Origin of the sequence: Mesohalobacter halotolerans (assembly GCF_006120725.1) — a bacterium.
In the GTDB taxonomy this organism is placed as follows: domain Bacteria; phylum Bacteroidota; class Bacteroidia; order Flavobacteriales; family Flavobacteriaceae; genus Psychroflexus; species Psychroflexus halotolerans.
On the sequence record NZ_SWMU01000002.1, the window covers coordinates 13,247 to 30,720 of the forward strand.

Annotated in this window: 19 protein-coding genes; 12 read left to right on the plus strand and 7 right to left on the minus strand. The window is 34.2% G+C overall.

What is annotated here, in order from left to right:
* Positions 1-38 precede the first annotated feature (38 nt).
* Genes FCN74_RS04550 through ribB form a run of 3 tightly spaced genes read left to right on the plus strand, consistent with a single transcriptional unit; the run spans position 39 to position 3,368 of the window.
* Complete coding sequence (locus FCN74_RS04550; RefSeq protein ID WP_138931421.1) at positions 39-686, plus strand: LolA family protein; 648 nt, start codon at positions 39-41, stop codon at positions 684-686.
* A gap of 5 nt (positions 687-691) precedes the next feature.
* Positions 692-2,239, plus strand: a complete 1,548-nt coding sequence (locus tag FCN74_RS04555) for an LptF/LptG family permease (RefSeq protein WP_138931422.1) — start codon at positions 692-694, stop codon at positions 2,237-2,239.
* Complete coding sequence (gene ribB / locus FCN74_RS04560; protein ID WP_138931423.1) at positions 2,223-3,368, plus strand: 3,4-dihydroxy-2-butanone-4-phosphate synthase; 1,146 nt, start codon at positions 2,223-2,225, stop codon at positions 3,366-3,368. The genes FCN74_RS04555 and ribB overlap by 17 nt, the downstream gene beginning before the upstream one ends.
* Here the strand turns inward: ribB and FCN74_RS04565 are convergent.
* Positions 3,358-3,993: an NAD(P)H-dependent oxidoreductase gene (locus FCN74_RS04565; protein ID WP_171047103.1), complete on the minus strand. Its 636-nt coding sequence runs from the start codon at positions 3,991-3,993 to the stop codon at positions 3,358-3,360. The two genes, ribB and FCN74_RS04565, sit on opposite strands and share 11 nt — an antisense overlap.
* A 143-nt stretch (positions 3,994-4,136) precedes the next feature.
* On the opposite strand from FCN74_RS04565, the gene FCN74_RS04570 reads away from it, so the two are divergent.
* The 3 genes from FCN74_RS04570 to FCN74_RS04580 are packed head-to-tail and all read left to right on the plus strand — an operon-like array spanning position 4,137 to position 6,309.
* Positions 4,137-5,087 carry an isopenicillin N synthase family dioxygenase gene (locus tag FCN74_RS04570; RefSeq protein ID WP_138931424.1) on the plus strand — a complete coding sequence of 317 codons (951 nt, stop codon included), beginning with the start codon at positions 4,137-4,139 and terminating at the stop codon, positions 5,085-5,087.
* A 3-nt stretch (positions 5,088-5,090) separates the two neighbouring features.
* Positions 5,091-5,423 (plus strand): translation initiation factor, encoded by a 333-nt coding sequence (locus FCN74_RS04575; protein WP_138931425.1) that lies wholly within the window; start codon positions 5,091-5,093, stop codon positions 5,421-5,423.
* Positions 5,424-5,433: 10 nt separating this feature from the next.
* Positions 5,434-6,309: a nucleoside phosphorylase gene (locus tag FCN74_RS04580; protein WP_138931426.1), complete on the plus strand. Its 876-nt coding sequence runs from the start codon at positions 5,434-5,436 to the stop codon at positions 6,307-6,309.
* Here the strand turns inward: FCN74_RS04580 and FCN74_RS04585 are convergent.
* Positions 6,306-6,800: a hypothetical protein gene (locus tag FCN74_RS04585; RefSeq protein ID WP_138931427.1), complete on the minus strand. Its 495-nt coding sequence runs from the start codon at positions 6,798-6,800 to the stop codon at positions 6,306-6,308. The genes FCN74_RS04580 and FCN74_RS04585 overlap by 4 nt on opposite strands.
* Before the next feature lie 117 nt (positions 6,801-6,917).
* Between FCN74_RS04585 and FCN74_RS04590 the strand changes: the two genes are divergently transcribed.
* The 3 genes from FCN74_RS04590 to FCN74_RS04600 are packed head-to-tail and all read left to right on the plus strand — an operon-like array spanning position 6,918 to position 9,397.
* A complete protein-coding gene (locus FCN74_RS04590) occupies positions 6,918-7,385 on the plus strand; it encodes an SRPBCC family protein (protein ID WP_138931428.1) in 468 nt (155 codons plus the stop codon).
* An 8-nt stretch (positions 7,386-7,393) separates the two neighbouring features.
* Positions 7,394-8,092, plus strand: a complete 699-nt coding sequence (locus FCN74_RS04595) for an SDR family NAD(P)-dependent oxidoreductase (RefSeq protein WP_138931925.1) — start codon at positions 7,394-7,396, stop codon at positions 8,090-8,092.
* Positions 8,093-9,397, plus strand: a complete 1,305-nt coding sequence (locus FCN74_RS04600; RefSeq protein WP_138931429.1) for a cryptochrome/photolyase family protein — start codon at positions 8,093-8,095, stop codon at positions 9,395-9,397. It begins immediately after the preceding gene.
* 63 nt (positions 9,398-9,460) lie between these two features.
* Here the strand turns inward: FCN74_RS04600 and FCN74_RS04605 are convergent, their stop codons facing one another.
* From FCN74_RS04605 to FCN74_RS12035, 3 genes are read right to left on the minus strand one after another with little or no spacing between them, the layout of a single operon-like run.
* The gene (locus FCN74_RS04605) at positions 9,461-9,997 is read right to left on the minus strand and encodes a DUF4136 domain-containing protein (protein WP_138931430.1); all 537 of its coding nucleotides are present in this window, start codon (positions 9,995-9,997) and stop codon (positions 9,461-9,463) included.
* Positions 9,994-12,018 carry a urocanate hydratase gene (locus tag FCN74_RS04610; protein ID WP_138931926.1) on the minus strand — a complete coding sequence of 675 codons (2,025 nt, stop codon included), beginning with the start codon at positions 12,016-12,018 and terminating at the stop codon, positions 9,994-9,996. The genes FCN74_RS04605 and FCN74_RS04610 overlap by 4 nt, the downstream gene beginning before the upstream one ends.
* Positions 12,019-12,035: 17 nt before the next feature.
* Positions 12,036-12,188 (minus strand): DUF5522 domain-containing protein, encoded by a 153-nt coding sequence (locus FCN74_RS12035; protein WP_171047105.1) that lies wholly within the window; start codon positions 12,186-12,188, stop codon positions 12,036-12,038.
* Positions 12,189-12,266: 78 nt separating this feature from the next.
* Between FCN74_RS12035 and FCN74_RS04615 the strand changes: the two genes are divergently transcribed.
* From FCN74_RS04615 to hemL, 3 genes are all read left to right on the plus strand, one after another.
* A complete protein-coding gene (locus FCN74_RS04615) occupies positions 12,267-13,196 on the plus strand; it encodes a 1-aminocyclopropane-1-carboxylate deaminase/D-cysteine desulfhydrase (protein WP_138931431.1) in 930 nt (309 codons plus the stop codon).
* 52 nt (positions 13,197-13,248) lie between these two features.
* Complete coding sequence (locus FCN74_RS04620) at positions 13,249-14,061, plus strand: glucosaminidase domain-containing protein (RefSeq protein WP_138931432.1); 813 nt, start codon at positions 13,249-13,251, stop codon at positions 14,059-14,061.
* Between the two features lie 62 nt (positions 14,062-14,123).
* A complete protein-coding gene (hemL, locus tag FCN74_RS04625) occupies positions 14,124-15,410 on the plus strand; it encodes a glutamate-1-semialdehyde 2,1-aminomutase (protein ID WP_138931433.1) in 1,287 nt (428 codons plus the stop codon).
* Here the strand turns inward: hemL and FCN74_RS04630 are convergent.
* Entirely contained in the window at positions 15,402-15,926 is a 525-nt protein-coding gene (locus FCN74_RS04630) for a hypothetical protein (RefSeq protein ID WP_138931434.1), read from the minus strand. The two genes, hemL and FCN74_RS04630, sit on opposite strands and share 9 nt — an antisense overlap.
* A 1-nt stretch (position 15,927) precedes the next feature.
* On the minus strand, positions 15,928-17,451 hold the full coding sequence (locus FCN74_RS04635) for a GH3 auxin-responsive promoter family protein (protein WP_138931435.1): 1,524 nt from the start codon (positions 17,449-17,451) through the stop codon (positions 15,928-15,930).
* Positions 17,452-17,474 lie beyond the last annotated feature (23 nt).

Below are 17,474 nucleotides of genomic sequence, written 5' to 3' on the forward strand. Positions count from 1 at the left end.
ACCCTTACTTTTGAAAAATAATTTACAAGTCAAGTTAAATGAAAAATAAATTTTTAATATTTTTTTTGGTAGGTGTATATTCTATTTCTGTCCTAGCTCAAAATGATCCTAAAGCTGAAAATTTAGCAAATGATGTTTTAGAAAAAGTGCGTAGTTATGACAATATCAGCATAAATTTCTCCTATACTTTAGAAAATATTGCTGAACAGCTCAAAGAAGAAACCCGAGGCGAGGTTTATGTAGAAGGTAACAAATACCGTCTTAATTTGATGGGCACTACACAGATTTTTGATGGCTCAAAACTATACACCATAATTCCTGCCGACGAAGAAATTAATATTTCGTCTGTTAATTCTCAAGACGACAATACCATAACACCATCAAAAATGTTGACTTTTTTTGAGGATGGATATGTGTATAAATGGGATATAGAGCAAAATCAGAGTGGTCGTAAAATACAATATATTAAATTGATACCTATCGACTCCAATGCTGATTACAAAAATATTTTACTCGGTGTAGATAAGCATACAAAGAATATATCTAATTTGATTTACACGATGAATAATGGGACGCGAACAGAAATAAAAATTTCAAGCTTTAAACCTAACGAACCTTTGTCTGAAAATACTTTTAAATTTGATAAAAGCAAATATCCTGACTATTACATCAATGAATTAGATTAGTTGATTTGAAAACACTCGATAGATATATTCTATTTTCATTTTTAAAAACCTTTTTATCGGTATTTATGATATTGATTCTCATATTTACCTTGTATATCGTATGGGCATTTATTAAAGATTTGGCTGGAAAAGAACTGGATGTTGTAATCATTGCAAAATTTATTTTTTACATGCTTCCCAGTTTAGTACCCTTAATATTACCACTCACTATTTTGGTCACTTCAATCATGATTTTTGGAAACTTTTCTGAAAATTACGAGTTTGCTGCTATGAAATCAGCAGGCATTTCATTGCAACGTGCTATGGGAAGCTTGATTATATTCATTGTAATATTAGGTTATGTTACTTTTCAATTTTCAAATACCGTAATTCCTTGGGCAGAATTCAAATCGCTAAACTTGAGAAAAAACCTGGCACAAGTAAAACCCGCGATGGCCATCAATGAAAATAGATTTAGCGATATCGCCTCTTATGTCATTAAGGTTGATAAAAAAACAGGTGAAAATCAAGAAATTTTAAACGATGTCATTATACATGAAAAAAACCAAAAGCGAAGTGGTAATCATACTGTAATAAAATCAAAGACTGGCGAATTTAAGTCTGGTGGTAATCCGAATTTAATTTCACTGGTTTTAAAAAACGGTAATTACTACAACGAAATTCCACCTAAAAACTATAAAGAAAGACAAAAGCGCCCCTTTGTAAAAACGTCATTTGACGAATATGTTTTAAATATAGACATCTCTGAGCTTAACAAAACTGATTTAACTGATGAAAGCGCGACACACCCTTATAAAGCGCTCAATACGGCAGAATTGAGAACAAACTTAGATTCGTTTTCAAATAATTATACCAAAAATATTGGAATTTATAACCGTTTTATGAATCAGAGAAATGGGTATACTAATTTGTTTAAGAAAACAGGGCAGAAAACTAAAGACAATAAACAATCTAAACGTCAAATACCTCAAAACGATCCCCAAAAAACCACTTCTGTTCCGGATAGCATGAGATCAAAAATTCTCCATCCAGATGAATACTATATTTTAGACAGTTTGATTTTAAAACAATCTAAACATATACAAAAACAAATCTTTAGTTTGGCAGAAAGCTCTGTTGGCAGAATTTCAACTCAAATCATGGCCAAGGAAAAAGTGTTTGCAAATAAAGCTCGAATATTAAACCGTGTAGAACTTGAACTTCATGAAAAGTATGCTATTGGTATCAGTTGTATAGTTTTATTCTTTGTCGGCGCACCTTTAGGAGCTATTATCAGAAAAGGCGGTTTAGGTTTACCACTTGTGGTTTCTATTTTATTATTTCTAGCCTATCATTTCTTTGGTATATTTGCGGGAAATAGTGCAGAGTCAGGTAAGTTAAGCCCATTTTTAGGCGCTTGGATTTCTACTTTAATTATGTTGCCTTTAGGCATTTACTTAACTTATAGAGCTACAACAGATCAAGGCTTTATCAATACTGATATCATTACTGAGCCTGTTAAAAAAATATTGAGACAATTAAAATTGATTAAACCTCATGACGAAAACGATTAGTCAACAAGACATTAAACTAGACACTATAGAAGAAGCCATAGCCGATATAAGAGCAGGAAAAGTCATTATAGTTGTCGATGATGAAAATCGAGAGAATGAAGGTGATTTTGTAGCCGCTGCAGAAAACGCCACGCCTGAAATGATTAATTTTATGGCCAAGCACGGACGTGGACTCATATGTTGCCCATTAACAGAAAAGCGTTGCGAACGTCTAAAGTTGGATATGATGGTAGGCAACAATACAGATCCTATGGAAACTGCCTTTACCATCTCTGTTGATCTCAACGGAGAAGGTGTGACCACAGGTATTTCTGCTGCAGATCGCGCTAAAACAATCAAAGCTTTATGCCATGACAATACTAAACCACATCAACTTAACCGACCGGGACATATTTTTCCATTAAAAGCTAAAGAAGGCGGTGTTCTACGGCGAACTGGCCATACTGAAGCGGCAATAGATTTTGCGAGATTGGCCGGGCTTAAACCGGCAGGTGTTATTGTCGAAATCATGAATGAAGACGGTAGTATGGCAAGGTTACCACAATTGGTAGAGGTTGCAAAAAAACACCATCTTAAAATTGTCTCTATTGAAGATTTAGTAGCCTACAGAATGTCTCATGATTCTCTCATTGAGAATAAGGAAGATTTTGACTTGCAAACGCGTTTTGGACATTTTAGATTAAGAGCTTATCAACAAACCACAAACAATCATATTCATTTAGCATTGACTAGAGGTGAGTGGAAAGCCGACGAACCTGTTTTGGTTCGTGTGAATTCAACTTTAGTCAATAATGATATCCTAGGCACATTGACCAATAATGCTGACAAAAAACTTGATGATATGTTTAAATTGGTCAACAAAGAGGGCAAAGGCGCAATTGTCTTCATTAATCAAAATGTACAAAGTCTAAATATTTTATCCAGGTTAAAAATATTAAAAGACCAACAAGGTGATGGAATTGTAAAGGCACCTCAATTAAAAATGGACAATAAAGATTTTGGAATTGGTGCTCAAATCCTACATGACATCAATGTGCATAAAATTAAACTGATGTCCAATACCAAACAAACTAAACGCGTTGGGATGATTGGTTATGGGTTGGAGATTATTGACTATGTTAACTATTAATTTCAATAACAACTTCTTCTAAAGGACGACGCACCTTTTCAAATTTTGAAAACTCGTCATTTTGATCTCGATATCCTACAGGCATAATGAGAACAGGCTCAATATTTGAATGGTTTAAGTTTAATATAGAGGCATATTCTTTTGCATCAAAACCTTCCATGGGGCAGGCGTCAATTTTTTCGACAGCACAAACGGTAAGCATATTACCAATAGCCAAATAAGCTTGATTTATGGCCCAAGCTCTAAGTTGAGTATTACTTTTTTTGGAAAAGTCATCAATTAAAAAATCTCTAAATGGCCTTAGAATTTTATCTGGCGTTTGACGAACCTGTTTAACCAATTTAAAATGCTTTTCTATAAAATTTTTATCGATAATTTTATCAATGCACAACACAAAAACATGTGAAGCTGTTTTAACTTGTTTCTGTTTGTAGCTAGCCTCATATAATTGTTTTTGAATATGGGTATCACTTGTAACAACGAGTTTAAGTGGCTGCAAACCGTAAGACGTCGGGGTCAAATTAAAAGCTCTTTTAATACCATGTATTGTTGATTCAGGCAACTTTTTGTCAGGATCAAAAGATTTTGTCGCATATCGCCAGTTTAAAGCTTTTAAAATTTCCATATTTTTTGGTGCAAATGTAAAGGGATAGCGCTTAGAAGATTATCAAATAAATCATAAAATTAAAACATTGGATTAATCATTATTTCAAAGAGTAACATTAATTTTTTTTAAATTAGCAACTATTAAAACGATTTAGCATGTCTATGACCAACATACCAAGTGTTGATTTAAAAAAATTTTTATCTCATGACACACAACAAAAACAAGATTTTGTCAACGATATTGGCTCAGCTTATGAAGAAATTGGTTTTGTTTCTTTAAAAAACCACTTCCTCGACGATGAATTAATGTCAGATTTATATCGTGAAGTCAAAGCGTTTTTTGATTTGCCGGAAGATGTTAAAGTAAAATATGAACGCGAAGAGCTGGCTGGTCAAAGAGGCTATGTGTCATTTGGAAAAGAACATGCCAAAGGACGCTCTCAAGGGGATTTAAAGGAGTTTTGGCATTTTGGGCAAGAACCAGACGCTGATGCTAATTTATCTGAAACTTATCCTGAAAATTTAAAAGTTGAAGAATTACCAGCGTTTTATCCTACAGGGATGAAAGCCTACAAGGCTCTTGAAAAAACCGGAATTTATGTATTAAGAGCTCTTGCCATTTACATTGGCCTAGAAGAAACTTATTTTGACCATTGGGCCAAAAATGGCAATTCTATTTTAAGGCCCATTCATTATCCGCCAATTACCGAAGAACCAAAAGGCGCTGTGAGAGCCAGTGCACACGGAGATATTAACCTTATTACTTTACTTATGGGAGCTTCGACCGGTGGTCTACAAGTTAAACGTAAAGATGGAAAATGGATAGATGCTAAGCCTGATGAAGGTGATTTGGTTATTAATGTTGGAGACATGCTAGAACGCCATACCAATAATAAATTGCGTTCAACTATTCACCGTGTTATCAATCCACCGCGAGAAGAATGGGATAAACCAAGGTATTCTATTCCTTTTTTTATGCATCCTAGAAGTGATATGAAACTAAATTGTTTACCAGAATGTATAGATGAAAACAATCCAAAACAATACGATGATATTACTGCTGGCGAGTTTTTAAATCAGCGTCTCGCTGAGATTGGCCTGACTAAATCATAAATTATGGACTTAAAAGATCAATTACAAAACTTATTTCCAGATCATAAACCAGAAGAAGAGCAGGACAAAGAACCTGAACCCGAAATTGATATTTGGTTACAAGATGCGCCTTTGATTTGTAAATATGAAAAGAGACAGGGCAAACCAAATACAATTATAGAAAATTATAATGGCGCTAAATCAGATTTTAAAAAATTAACACAATACTTCAAAAGAACCTTAGGTGTTGGTGGAAGTCATAAAAATGAAAAAATCATTATTCAAGGAGACTACAGAGATGAAATTATGGATATACTCAAAAATTTAGGATTTACCGTAAAACGTGTTGGAGGATAATAAATACATTATGAAACAAATTAAAGAGTCTGAACTTATTTTAAACCCTGATGGCAGCGTTTATCACCTTAACCTTAAACCCGAAGATATTGCAGAGACAATTATAACTGTTGGTGACCAGGATCGTGTGGAAAAAGTTTCTCAACACTTCGATAGTATTTTGTTTGAGGCTCAAAAAAGAGAATTTAAAACCCATACCGGCTTTTATAAAGGCAAGAAATTGACTGTGATTTCTACGGGAATAGGTATCGACAATATTGATATTGTGATGAATGAACTCGATGCATTAGTTAATATTGATCTCAAAACTCGTCTTGTAAGAGATAAGCTCAAATCACTTGATATTATTAGGATAGGTACTTCTGGTGGGATTCAAGATTATGTGGAGCTTGATAAGTTTGTTATGGGTAAAGCGGGATTGGGTTTTGACGGTTTGATTCATTACTATCAAAACGAGATTACACATTCCAAAGCTACACAAGGCTTAGTAAAACATATAGACTTATTCAAATCAAAAGCTCAACCTTACATTGTTGAATGTAGCGATAGATTGGCAGAAATGTTTGAAGAGGAAATTCAAGTGACTTCTGGCATTACCGCTACAAATATTGGATTTTACGGACCACAAGGAAGAACACTCAGGTTATCACTTCAGGATAAAGACTTTTTAGATAAGTTAACTACCTTTGAATACAACGGATTTAAAGTTACAAATATGGAAATGGAAACCAGCGCCATATATGCTTTAGCCAAAATGTTGGGTCATCACGCTTTATCAATGAATGCAATTATTGCCAATAGGAGCACAGGTGAATTTAGTAAAAATCCAAAAACCGTTATTGACGATTTAATTAAATTTACTCTTGATAAACTTTCTAAAATTTAAAACTCAACCTGCGTTTCAATTGTTGAAACACTCATATTTCTATCAGGGGTGTATTTAAATTTGATGTAATAATGGTCTTTTTGCTTTTTGATATCAAGATGCCCCTGTTCAATAAGCGCATACCCAGCATCTGGACAAAAACACGATTTTTGTACTAAAGCCTTTACGTTCTTTAGTTCTTTGCCTGACAACGAAATTTTATTAGATTTTTGAGGAATTTGAAAATAAAAGGTTTCAATATAAGAATCATCTGCAATATTAGGCTCACCTGAATATTTATAGATGTATTTTATCACGTTGTGTGATTCATCTTGATTTATTTTGATATAAGTTTTGCCAATACCGTCTTTAAGAATTGAGATCGATCGATCTTTTAATACTTCACCATAACATTCATAGCCTTCAGGACAATCTGGTTGTTTTTCAATATTTTTTACGCTCTTACAAGATGTCAAAACAACTGAAATAACAAATAAAGTGATTTTTAGCATCTGTTTTTTTAGTAAAATTAAAGATTAAATACATTATGCGAATTACAAGTTTAAACAATAACAATTGTTTAACTATATAAATTTTAAGTTAAACAAAATAGATAATATTTTTGAAAAATGAAATTGTATACGATTAAAAAACACAACATACTACCCATTGACTTAGAACAAGCTTGGATTTTTTTTTCTAACCCGAGAAATCTCCAAAAACTTATGCCGGAGGATATGAAGTTTGAGGTCAAGTCTGAATTACCTCATGAAATTTACACCGGACAATTGATCGAGTATAAAGTTTCTCCTTTTAAGGGTTTTAATACCAAATGGGTCACCGAAATTTCACATGTAGAACGTTTGAAATATTTTGTTGACATCCAACTTTATGGACCTTATAAATTATGGCACCATAAACATTTTTTTAAAGAGGTAGAAGACGGTGTTTTAGTAGAAGATTTAGTTCATTACAGAGTGCCATTTGGTTTGATTGGCGAATTTTTACATCCCAGTATTATTCAGCCCAAACTAGATAGTATTTTTAAAGCAAGAGAAAAGAATTTAGAAACAATTTTTGGAATTATTAAAAAATAAATCATATGATGAAAAAGAATATTTTAATTATTGGAGGCAGTAAAGGAATAGGTTTAGAAACTGTAAATTTACTAGAAGATGGCCACAACCTTTTTGTTACCTCCAGGAGTAAAGACAATTTAGAAGGAAAAGACATCACACATTACACATTTGATGTGCTGAAAGATGATATTTCAGACCTTGATTTACCTGATCGTATTGATGGTTTAGTGTTTTGTCCGGGAAGTATCAATTTAAAGCCCTTTAAGATGCTTAAACTTTCAGCTTTCGAGGACGATATCAATTTAAATTTTATGTCACTCGTGAAAGTTACGCATCAAATTTTAGACAAGTTAAAAGCTTCACAACAGGCTAGTGTAGTGTATTTCAGTACAGTAGCAGTACAAACAGGAATGCCATTTCATACTAGCGTAGCAGCAGCAAAAGGAGCAATCGAAGGATTTGCGCGCTCATTAGCTGCTGAATATGCACCTAATTTTAGGGTTAATGTTATCGCGCCTTCTTTAACAGATACGCCATTAGCTTCAAGACTTTTAGGCAATGATAAGAAGAAAGAAAAAATGGACGAACGCCATCCTCTCAAACGCGTAGGAACTCCACATGACATAGCTTCTATGGTAGCTTTTTTAATGAGTGAAGATAGCACTTGGATAACAGGACAAGTTCTAGGAATTGATGGTGGTATGTCAAGCTTAAATGTGAGCTAAATTATGACAAAACTTAATGTTTTTTGGTTTAGACGGGATTTTAGATTGGAGGATAATGTTGGATTGTACAAGGCTTTAAAATCTGAAAATCCCGTCTTACCTATATTTATTTACGATACCGATATCATTGATAAATTACCTAAAAATGATGCGAGGTTGACCTTTATTTATGAATCTCTTCAAAATTTAAATGACACTTTAAAAGAAAAGTACAACTCATCTATCGCATTTTATCATGGAAAACCAATAGATATTTTTAAACGTATATTAAAAAACTATGATGTCAAAAAAGTTTTTACCAATAAAGATTACGAGCCCTACGCCATACAACGAGATCATTCGGTTAAAGAATTATTAAATCAACACAGCATTGAGTTTATCGCTTGTAAAGACCAAGTTATATTTGAAGAAAGTGAAGTCGTTAAAGATGACGGTGAACCCTATTTGGTTTTTACGCCTTACATGAAAAAATGGAAAAAGGTATTTAAAGATACAAAATTGCAGGAATATCCATCAGAAAATCATCTCGACAATTTTTTAGATAAAACAGATTTGCCCAATTTACATTTACCAGATATGGGTTTTGAAAAATCTTCAATAAAGGTCAAAGACTACCATCTTGAAAAAGAATTCCTTGAAAATTACGATAATACGAGAGATAACCCCTCAATAAATGGTACTTCTAGGCTAAGCCCTTATTTAAGATTTGGTTTAGTAGGTTACAGGAAAATAGTCAAAAAGGCTTTATCTGTAAAAGATCATACGTTTTTAAATGAGTTAATTTGGCGTGAGTTTTACAAGGTTATTTTGTTTCACTTTCCTAAATCTATAGATCAGTCATTTAAGAAAAAATACGACCGTATTGAATGGAGAAATAATGAAGAAGATTTTAAAAAATGGAAAAATGGACAAACCGGTTATCCTATTGTCGATGCAGGTATGCGTCAGTTAAACCAGACTGGTTGGATGCATAACCGAATTAGAATGGTGGTCGGTAGCTTTTTATGCAAGCACTTATTAATAGATTGGCGTTGGGGTGAAGCTTATTTTGCAGAAAAATTGCTCGATTACGAGATGTCCTCAAATGTAGGTGGTTGGCAATGGGTTGCTGGATCTGGCGTAGACGCCGCTCCATATTTTAGAATTTTTAATCCATACAGCCAAACAGATAAATTTGATAAAGACAAAAAATACATTAAAAAATGGGTGCCGGAGTTTGAAACTGAAAAATATCCTGAACCCATGGTCGAACATAAATTTGCACGGGAAAGATGTTTGAGCACCTATAAAGAAGCCTTAAATTAAAAGACCTTCAGAGGAAATCTAATTCTTCTGAAGGTCTTTCTTGCAACAAAAACTAAATTGCAACTATTTATTTTTATCCTCCTTTTGAGGCGGAAATTCTTCTAATATTTCCTTTACAATTTCTTTAATTTTTTCTTCTTTGCGTTCCATATCCTGAGATAAAACATCGGTGCCTAGACCTTGCCACACCAATTCGTTTCTTTCTTCATCAATCAAGTCAATAAACAAAGTCCCTTCAACATTTGTGTAGGAACTAACTCCACCTGCACCACCCCAAAAATATGGATTCCAGCCCCATCCATATCCAAAATTATTTTGAACAACATTTACCTGTTCTTTGGTTTGCGTAAAAATACTAATTAATAAATCTGGACTATCAGACTTGGTCATCCCTTTTTGGGACAGCTCAAAATCTATTGCTCTTAAAATACGTTTTTTGTCAAGGTCAGAAATTTTAGCTTGATCTATTCCTGGTTTGTAAAAAGCATAAGTTTTATACTGATCAAAATTGACTTCTTTGTCGTAATCTGTCGCGACATCAATTGTTGCACATGACCCAAAAATTAAAACTGTTAAACTTAAAATTAAAATCTTTTTCATAGCAATTTGTTTATACAATTATCTTTAACGCTTTGAGCTATTGTGACCTTTAATAAGGGTTCATTTTCCATTGCACGCTTAATGGCAAAAACTGCTCCATCGTTTTTGGCCCAAGCACGTCTTGAAATGCCGTTATTTACATCCCAGTGCAACATTTTAAGTAGTCGACGTTCTGCATTTATACTACCGTCAAGTACCATGCCAAAACCACCATTAATGACCTCGCCCCAACCAACACCACCACCATTGTGTATACTGACCCAGGTTGCTCCTCTAAAGCTATCTCCGATAACGTTTTGGATAGCCATATCTGCAGTAAATTGGCTACCATCATAAATATTAGAGGTTTCTCGATAAGGTGAATCTGTACCAGAAACATCATGATGATCACGTCCTAAAATAACAGGACCAATCTGTCCGGCTTTAATCGCGTCATTAAAGGCTTTAGCAATTTTCATTCGGCCTTCGGCATCGGCATACAAAATTCTAGCTTTTGATCCTACAACCAATTTGTTGCGTTTTGCTCCCTTTATCCAATCAATATTATCTCGCATCTGCTGACTTATCTCCGATGGTGCATTTTCAGATTGCTCACTTAATACATTACAAGCTAAATCATCAGTGATGTCTAAATCTTCATCTTTTCCACTTGCGCAAACCCATCTAAATGGTCCAAACCCATAATCAAAACACATGGGTCCCATAATGTCTTGCACGTAGCTTGGATAGGCAAAATTGTCTACATTGTCACATTTCGATTTATCTACAAATTTCCCCTTATCATTTCTGTAAATTTTAGCATTAGCTCTTGAGGCTTCTAAGAGAAAGGCATTTCCATAATCAAAAAAATAGGTTCCAACTGCTGTATGACGATTGATGAACTCGACATGTTGTTTCAAACTCGCTTGAACTGCTTTTTTAAATTCGTCAGGCTTGTTTGACATTAATTCGTTTGACTTTTCATAAGAATATCCCACAGGATAATAGCCACCTGCCCAAGGATTATGCAAAGATGTCTGATCACTACCAATATCTACTTTGATTTGTTCTTTGTCAAATTTTTGCCATAGGTCAACAATATTTCCGGCATAAGCTATTGAGATTGCTTCCTTTTCAGCTTTAGCTGCTTTAACTCGACGACAAAGTTTGTCTAAGTTATCATAAACTTCATCAACCCAACCTTGTTCATGTCTTACCTTTATAGCCTTTGGATTGATTTCTGCACAAACGGTCACACAACCTGCAATATTGCCAGCCTTGGGTTGAGCGCCACTCATACCGCCAAGCCCTGCAGTTACAAATAAACCGCCTTTAGGCGATTTGTTTATTTTTCTGAATGCATTTAAGACCGTAATCGTAGTTCCATGAACAATGCCTTGTGGACCGATATACATATAGCTACCAGCTGTCATTTGTCCATACTGAGTTACCCCAAGCGCGTTATATTTTTCCCAGTCATCTGGTTTGGAGTAATTAGGAATCATCATACCGTTACTCACAACAACTCTCGGTGATTCAGGATGAGAAGGGAACAACCCCATGGGATGACCAGAGTACATGACTAAGGTTTGTTCATCTGTCATTTCAGAAAGATATTGCATCGTTAATAGATACTGCGCCCAATTTTGAAAAACGGCACCATTGCCACCATAGGTAATCAATTCATGAGGATGTTGCGCAACTTTTGGATCAAGGTTGTTTTGTATCATGAGCATGATGGCTTTAGCTTGCTCAGATTGTCCTGGATATTCTTCTATGGATCTGGCATACATCTCGTAGTCTGGTCTAAAACGATACATGTATATTCGGCCATAAGTATTAAGTTCGTCAAGAAATTCTTTGGCTAAAACCTCGTGATGCTCCGGGTCAAAATAGCGTAAGGCATTTTGAAGCGCCAGTTTCTTCTCTGCTGTGCTTAGAACATCCTTTCGTTTTGGAGCATGATTTACACTTGCATCATAAGTTTTTTTGTCTGGTAAATCATGAGGAATACCTCTCTTAATACTTTCCTGAAAACTGATTTTAGTTTCAATCATTACTATTCAATATTTTTGTTATAACCATAAGGACAATGACGGCATCCACTTTTACAACAATAACCACGTTTTAGATGATATTGTTCAGTAAAACAACGGTAACCTTCTTCTGTAATATAATAATCGCCTTCTTCTAATGGAATTATTTTTTTCATATAAAGACAAAAATACATATTTGCCAGCTTTATACCATTTGATTAATCTTAATTTTGTGAGAGTTTTAAAAATCTAATATGTCTTTGTTTGATGCTATATACCGCAGTGATATACAAAATGTTTATCGAGACAAATCGCAGTGTATTTCAATTGATATAAAACGTGAAGATCAGATTCACCCTGTAGTTTCCGGAAATAAGTTTAGAAAACTGAAATATAATATCCAGCAGGCCTTATCAGAAAATCATCAGGTTGTATTAACTTATGGTGGAGCATATTCAAATCATATTGCTGCCACTGCTGCCGCGGCTAAGATGTGTGGATTACAAAGCATTGGTATAATAAGAGGTCAAGAAATTGAGGATAAACTGAAGGCCAACCCTAGGCACAATCCTACTTTGGCTTTTGCAAAAGAACAAGGGATGTACTTAAATTTTATAAGTCGAGCATCCTATAAAAAAAAGCAAACAACAGATGAAATCAAAAAACTGCAACAAAAGTTTGGCTCATTCTATCACATACCCGAAGGTGGAACTAATGCACTCGCTGTCAGGGGTTGTCAAGAAATTTTATCAGATAATGACAAAAAATACGATATTATTGCTTGCTGTGTTGGCACTGGCGGAACACTTGCAGGTATTATAAACTCTACCCATAAACATCAAAAAGTGTATGGATTTTCTGCCTTAAAAGGTCATAATCACGATGAAATTAAACAATGGACAAAAAAGGGCAATTGGCAAATAATTCAGGACAATAACTTTGGCGGCTATGCTAAATCTAGTCCTAGATTAATAAATTTTATCAATAGTTTTTATCGTTGTACATCTATAAAATTAGATCCGATTTATACAGGTAAAATGTTTTACCAACTTTTTAAAATGGTTGAACAACACCAATTTAAAAATAACACTAAAATTTTAGCCATTCACACTGGTGGTTTACAAGCTATAAAAGGATTTAACCAGAAACAATCTGATAAAAACAAACCATGTCTTGAATTTTGAATTGTTATTTAGAGCTTGAGTAAGTATATTTACATTTCTAAAAATAATTGCTTTGAAACATCTAAAATATTCTACCACTTTTTTTATAACTGCTCTTATTTTGACTTCATGTGGATCAAAGAAAAAAAGTATACAAACCACCCAGCCCTATCAAACCAAAACAAATGTAGCCGTGACTGAAAAGTCAAAAGTATATGATGCTGTTGGGCAGGTTAAGAAACCACCTAAAAACCTTTCTCAGACAGAGTCTTATATTTACCAATACGCTGAAATTGCAAAACAGGAAATGAAGCTTTTTGGTATCCCAGCAAGTATAACACTAGCCCAAGGCATTTTAGAATCAGGGAATGGTCAGGGACAATTGACAAGTCGTTCCAATAATCATTTTGGCATTAAATGTAATGGATGGAAAGGTGCCAAAGTATATCATGATGATGATAAAGATCAAGAGTGCTTTAGAAAATATACTCATGCAGAATATTCTTATCGCGACCACTCATTGTTTTTATTTAATCGAAGTCGATACGCATTTTTGTTTGATTATGATACAAGAGATTACAAAGCCTGGGCAAAAGGTTTAAAAAAAGCAGGTTACGCGACTGACCCAAAATATCCAAAAAAACTTATAAACCTTATAGAGCGCTATGATCTCAACAAATACGACGATGAGGTTTTTAAGTCTAAAAAAAACAAGCATAAAAAGAAAAGAAGAAATTTACCAAAAGAAAATTATCACCATGTGAAAAAAGGTGATACACTTTACAGTATCTCTAACCGCTATGGGATTAGCGTTGAAGATTTGAAAAAACTCAATAAACTCAGAGGAAACGATATACAGATTGGACAACAATTAAAATTAAAATAGAAAACACTGTAAATAAAGTGCTTTTCTTAGATATCTCCTAAATTTGCAAATAAAAATATTTTATGATTTATAAACGCAGTAGTGCACTTTTTAAAGAAGCTAAACAATATATCGTTGGTGGTGTAAACTCTCCTGTGAGAGCATTTTCTGCCGTAGGAGGTGAGCCTATTTTTGTTAAGCGTGCCAAAGGCGCCTATCTTTATGATGAGGATAATCGAAAATTGATAGACTACATCTCTTCATGGGGACCAATGATTCTCGGTCATGCTTTTGAACCTGTGGTTAAGGCACTAGTTGAGGCGACTAAAAAAGGAACATCTTATGGGATACCAACAGAACTTGAAACCAAAATCGCCAAACTAGCTGTAGAGATGGTGCCTCATATTGATAAAATCCGTTTTGTCAATTCAGGGACTGAAGCTTGTATGAGTGCTGTAAGACTAGCGAGAGGTTATACAGGAAAAGATAAAATTATCAAATTTGCTGGGTGTTACCATGGCCATAGTGATGCATTTTTAATCCAAGCCGGCAGTGGAGCTGTAACGTTTGGAACACCTAACAGCCCTGGTGTTACTCCTGGAACAGTAAAAGATACATTACTGGCAGGCTACAATAATTTAGATGAAGTAAAGTCGATAATAAAAGCTAATAAAGATGAAATTGCAGCTATAATCCTTGAACCTGTAGCTGGAAATATGGGATGTATTATACCCGAAGAGTCGTTTATAAAAGGTCTAAGAGAACTCTGTGATGAGCACGATATTGTTTTGATTTTTGACGAAGTCATGACCGGTTTTAGACTAGCCAAAGGTGGTGCTCAAGAAACTTTAGGCATAAAAGCAGACTTAGTATGCTTCGGAAAAGTCATCGGTGGTGGCTTGCCGGTTGGCGCATTTGCAGGACCACAGCACATCATGTCTCATCTTGCTCCTGAAGGGCCAGTTTATCAAGCTGGGACTTTAAGTGGAAATCCACTTGCGATGACGGCTGGTTATGAAACTTTAAAATATTTAATTGAGCATCCTGAAATATACCATAGCTTAGAAGAAAAGACTAAATATCTGCATACTGGAATAGAAAAGGTTTTAAATAAACACGGCGTTGAGCATCAAATAAACCGATACGGTTCGATGCTGTCAGTTCACTTTACAGACGAACCTGTAAGCGATTTTGAAAGTGCTGCCAAAGGCAATAACCAAAAGTTTAAAGACTATTTTCATGGCATGTTAAAACAAAGTGTCTATTTACCACCTAGTGCTTTTGAAAGCTATTTTCTCAACGATGCATTAACTTATGAGGACCTTGACTATACAATTAAAGCATTAGATGAAATCGCGATATCACTTTAATTGTCGATCAAAATAATATCTATTTTCAACGGTTTTTTCTTTAAAACCATTGATAAAATTTTGAGTATGAAGATACTCATATTCGGTTATAATAATATTATCATCATTACCTAGAGCGATATGATGAACTTTTAAATTATAGGCGAATAGAAAAAATGGGATTCCAATAGGTAAATTTTTATAGTCATATCTAAATGCACCATTTTTCATTTTACCTTCGATAACTTTTGAAAATTTTCGCAAACCATCGGTATAATTGATTTGTAAATGTTTATTGTCTAAAAAAATGAAATCAACTTTTTCAACATTTTCAGTTTCTTTTAAATCAAAAATCTCAGTAAGAAGTTTAAACTCACCGTTTGTTCTATAGGGATCTATAAAATAGGTTCCATTCATTAAGTGAGCTTGATCCTTGTAGAGATATACTTCTGGATCCCCAATGGTTTTACTTACACTTTTACAAGATATAAGTTGGATAGCAAAAAGTAAAACTATGACTGTTTTCAAAAATCGCATTCTAACCCATTTTTTGCTGTAAAGTTAAAAGCTCTTCAATGTATTTTCTTTCGTTAGATAGTCTTGGTATTTTATGTTGACCACCCAATTTTTCATTATTTTTCAACCAAGAGTAAAACAATCCTGCTTTGGCTTTATTTAATTTTAGCATTTTTAGTGTGGTGTCCCTGTCACGTTTAGCATCATAATCCGAATTAACAGCTCTCAGATTATCATCTAAACTTTGTTTAAATTGTACTAAAGACTCTGGCGCTTTTTTAAATTCAATAATCCATTCGTGTGCGCCTTTATCTTTACCCTCCATAAAAATAGGCCCAACAGTATAATCAATAATTTCTACGTCGTGTTTTAAGGCAGCTTTTTTAAGCGCAGCTTCAGCATTTTCAATGATCAATTCCTCTCCAAATACATTGATGTGGTGTTTTGTACGTCCTGTGACTTTAATACGATAAGGTTTTTTTGATGTAAACCTTACAGTATCACCGATTTTATAACGCCATAAACCTGAGTTTGTTGTGATAACCATAGCGTAGTTTTTACCGACTTGAACATCTTCTAACGCAATCGCCTTTTCCTGTTCATGACCGTAAATGTCCATAGGTATAAATTCATAGAAAATACCATAATTGAGCATTAACATCAAATCTTTACTGTTGTTCTGGTCTTGTGCCGCAAAAAAGCCTTCAGAAGCATTATAAATTTCATAATAATTAAAATTTTTGTCAGGAATGATGTTTTGGTATTGATTCATATAGGGCTCAAAACTCACACCGCCATGAAAATACACTTCCAAATCAGGCCAAATCTCTTTGATATGCTTTTTCCCGGTTTTATCTAAAATTTCATGAAGTAGTACCAGCATCCAAGAGGGCACACCAGCTAGGCTTGTAACGTTTTGCTTAATGGTTTCATCTATAATAGCAGGCATTTTTTGCTCCCAATCTCCCATTAAGGATACGGCATTACTCGGTGTGCTTGAAAAACTAGCCCAAAGCGGCATATTGTCTATAAGTAAAGCTGACAAGTCACCAAATGAAGTCCCATTATTTTGGTAAATTTCTTTACTTCCACCAAGTCGTAAACCTTTACCTGTAAACAATTTAGAGTTTTCGTTGTTATTTAAATACATACATAACAAGTCTTTGCTTGCAGCATAATGATTATCTTCAAGAGCCTCTTCACTCAAAGGGATAAATTTACTTTTAGCATTGGTCGTTCCGCTGGATTTGGCAAACATCTTGATTGGACTTGGCCAAAAAATATTTGAAACACCTTGACGGCTTTGTTCAATTTTGTCATAAATATCTTCATAACTCACAATGGGCAAGCGTTCATTAAAATCCCGGTAAGTTTTAATCGATTTGAAATCGTGTTCTTTACCGTATTCTGTATCTTTGGCTTTGCTTAAAAGTTTAAATAAAAGTTCATTTTGAACCTCATGCGGATATTTTAAAAACAACTCCATTTGATGGATGCGTTTTTTTAAAAACCAAGAAGCTACATTGTGAATGATTTGGATGGGCATTAACTCAAATATTTAAAAGTAAA

Bases quoted from the DNA above. Each gene is read 5' to 3' on its own strand.
- FCN74_RS04550 (WP_138931421.1), top strand. From the start codon at position 39: ATGAAAAATAAATTTTTAATATTTTTTTTGGTAGGTGTATATTCTATT.
- ribB (WP_138931423.1), top strand. From the start codon at position 2,223: ATGACGAAAACGATTAGTCAACAAGACATTAAACTAGACACTATAGAA.
- FCN74_RS04565 (WP_171047103.1), bottom strand. From the start codon at position 3,993: ATGGAAATTTTAAAAGCTTTAAACTGGCGATATGCGACAAAATCTTTT.
- FCN74_RS04570 (WP_138931424.1), top strand. From the start codon at position 4,137: ATGACCAACATACCAAGTGTTGATTTAAAAAAATTTTTATCTCATGAC.
- FCN74_RS04575 (WP_138931425.1), top strand. From the start codon at position 5,091: ATGGACTTAAAAGATCAATTACAAAACTTATTTCCAGATCATAAACCA.
- FCN74_RS04580 (WP_138931426.1), top strand. From the start codon at position 5,434: ATGAAACAAATTAAAGAGTCTGAACTTATTTTAAACCCTGATGGCAGC.
- FCN74_RS04585 (WP_138931427.1), bottom strand. From the start codon at position 6,800: ATGCTAAAAATCACTTTATTTGTTATTTCAGTTGTTTTGACATCTTGT.
- FCN74_RS04590 (WP_138931428.1), top strand. From the start codon at position 6,918: ATGAAATTGTATACGATTAAAAAACACAACATACTACCCATTGACTTA.
- FCN74_RS04595 (WP_138931925.1), top strand. From the start codon at position 7,394: ATGAAAAAGAATATTTTAATTATTGGAGGCAGTAAAGGAATAGGTTTA.
- FCN74_RS04605 (WP_138931430.1), bottom strand. From the start codon at position 9,997: ATGAAAAAGATTTTAATTTTAAGTTTAACAGTTTTAATTTTTGGGTCA.
- FCN74_RS12035 (WP_171047105.1), bottom strand. From the start codon at position 12,188: ATGAAAAAAATAATTCCATTAGAAGAAGGCGATTATTATATTACAGAA.
- FCN74_RS04615 (WP_138931431.1), top strand. From the start codon at position 12,267: ATGTCTTTGTTTGATGCTATATACCGCAGTGATATACAAAATGTTTAT.
- hemL (WP_138931433.1), top strand. From the start codon at position 14,124: ATGATTTATAAACGCAGTAGTGCACTTTTTAAAGAAGCTAAACAATAT.
- FCN74_RS04630 (WP_138931434.1), bottom strand. From the start codon at position 15,926: ATGCGATTTTTGAAAACAGTCATAGTTTTACTTTTTGCTATCCAACTT.
- FCN74_RS04635 (WP_138931435.1), bottom strand. From the start codon at position 17,451: ATGCCCATCCAAATCATTCACAATGTAGCTTCTTGGTTTTTAAAAAAA.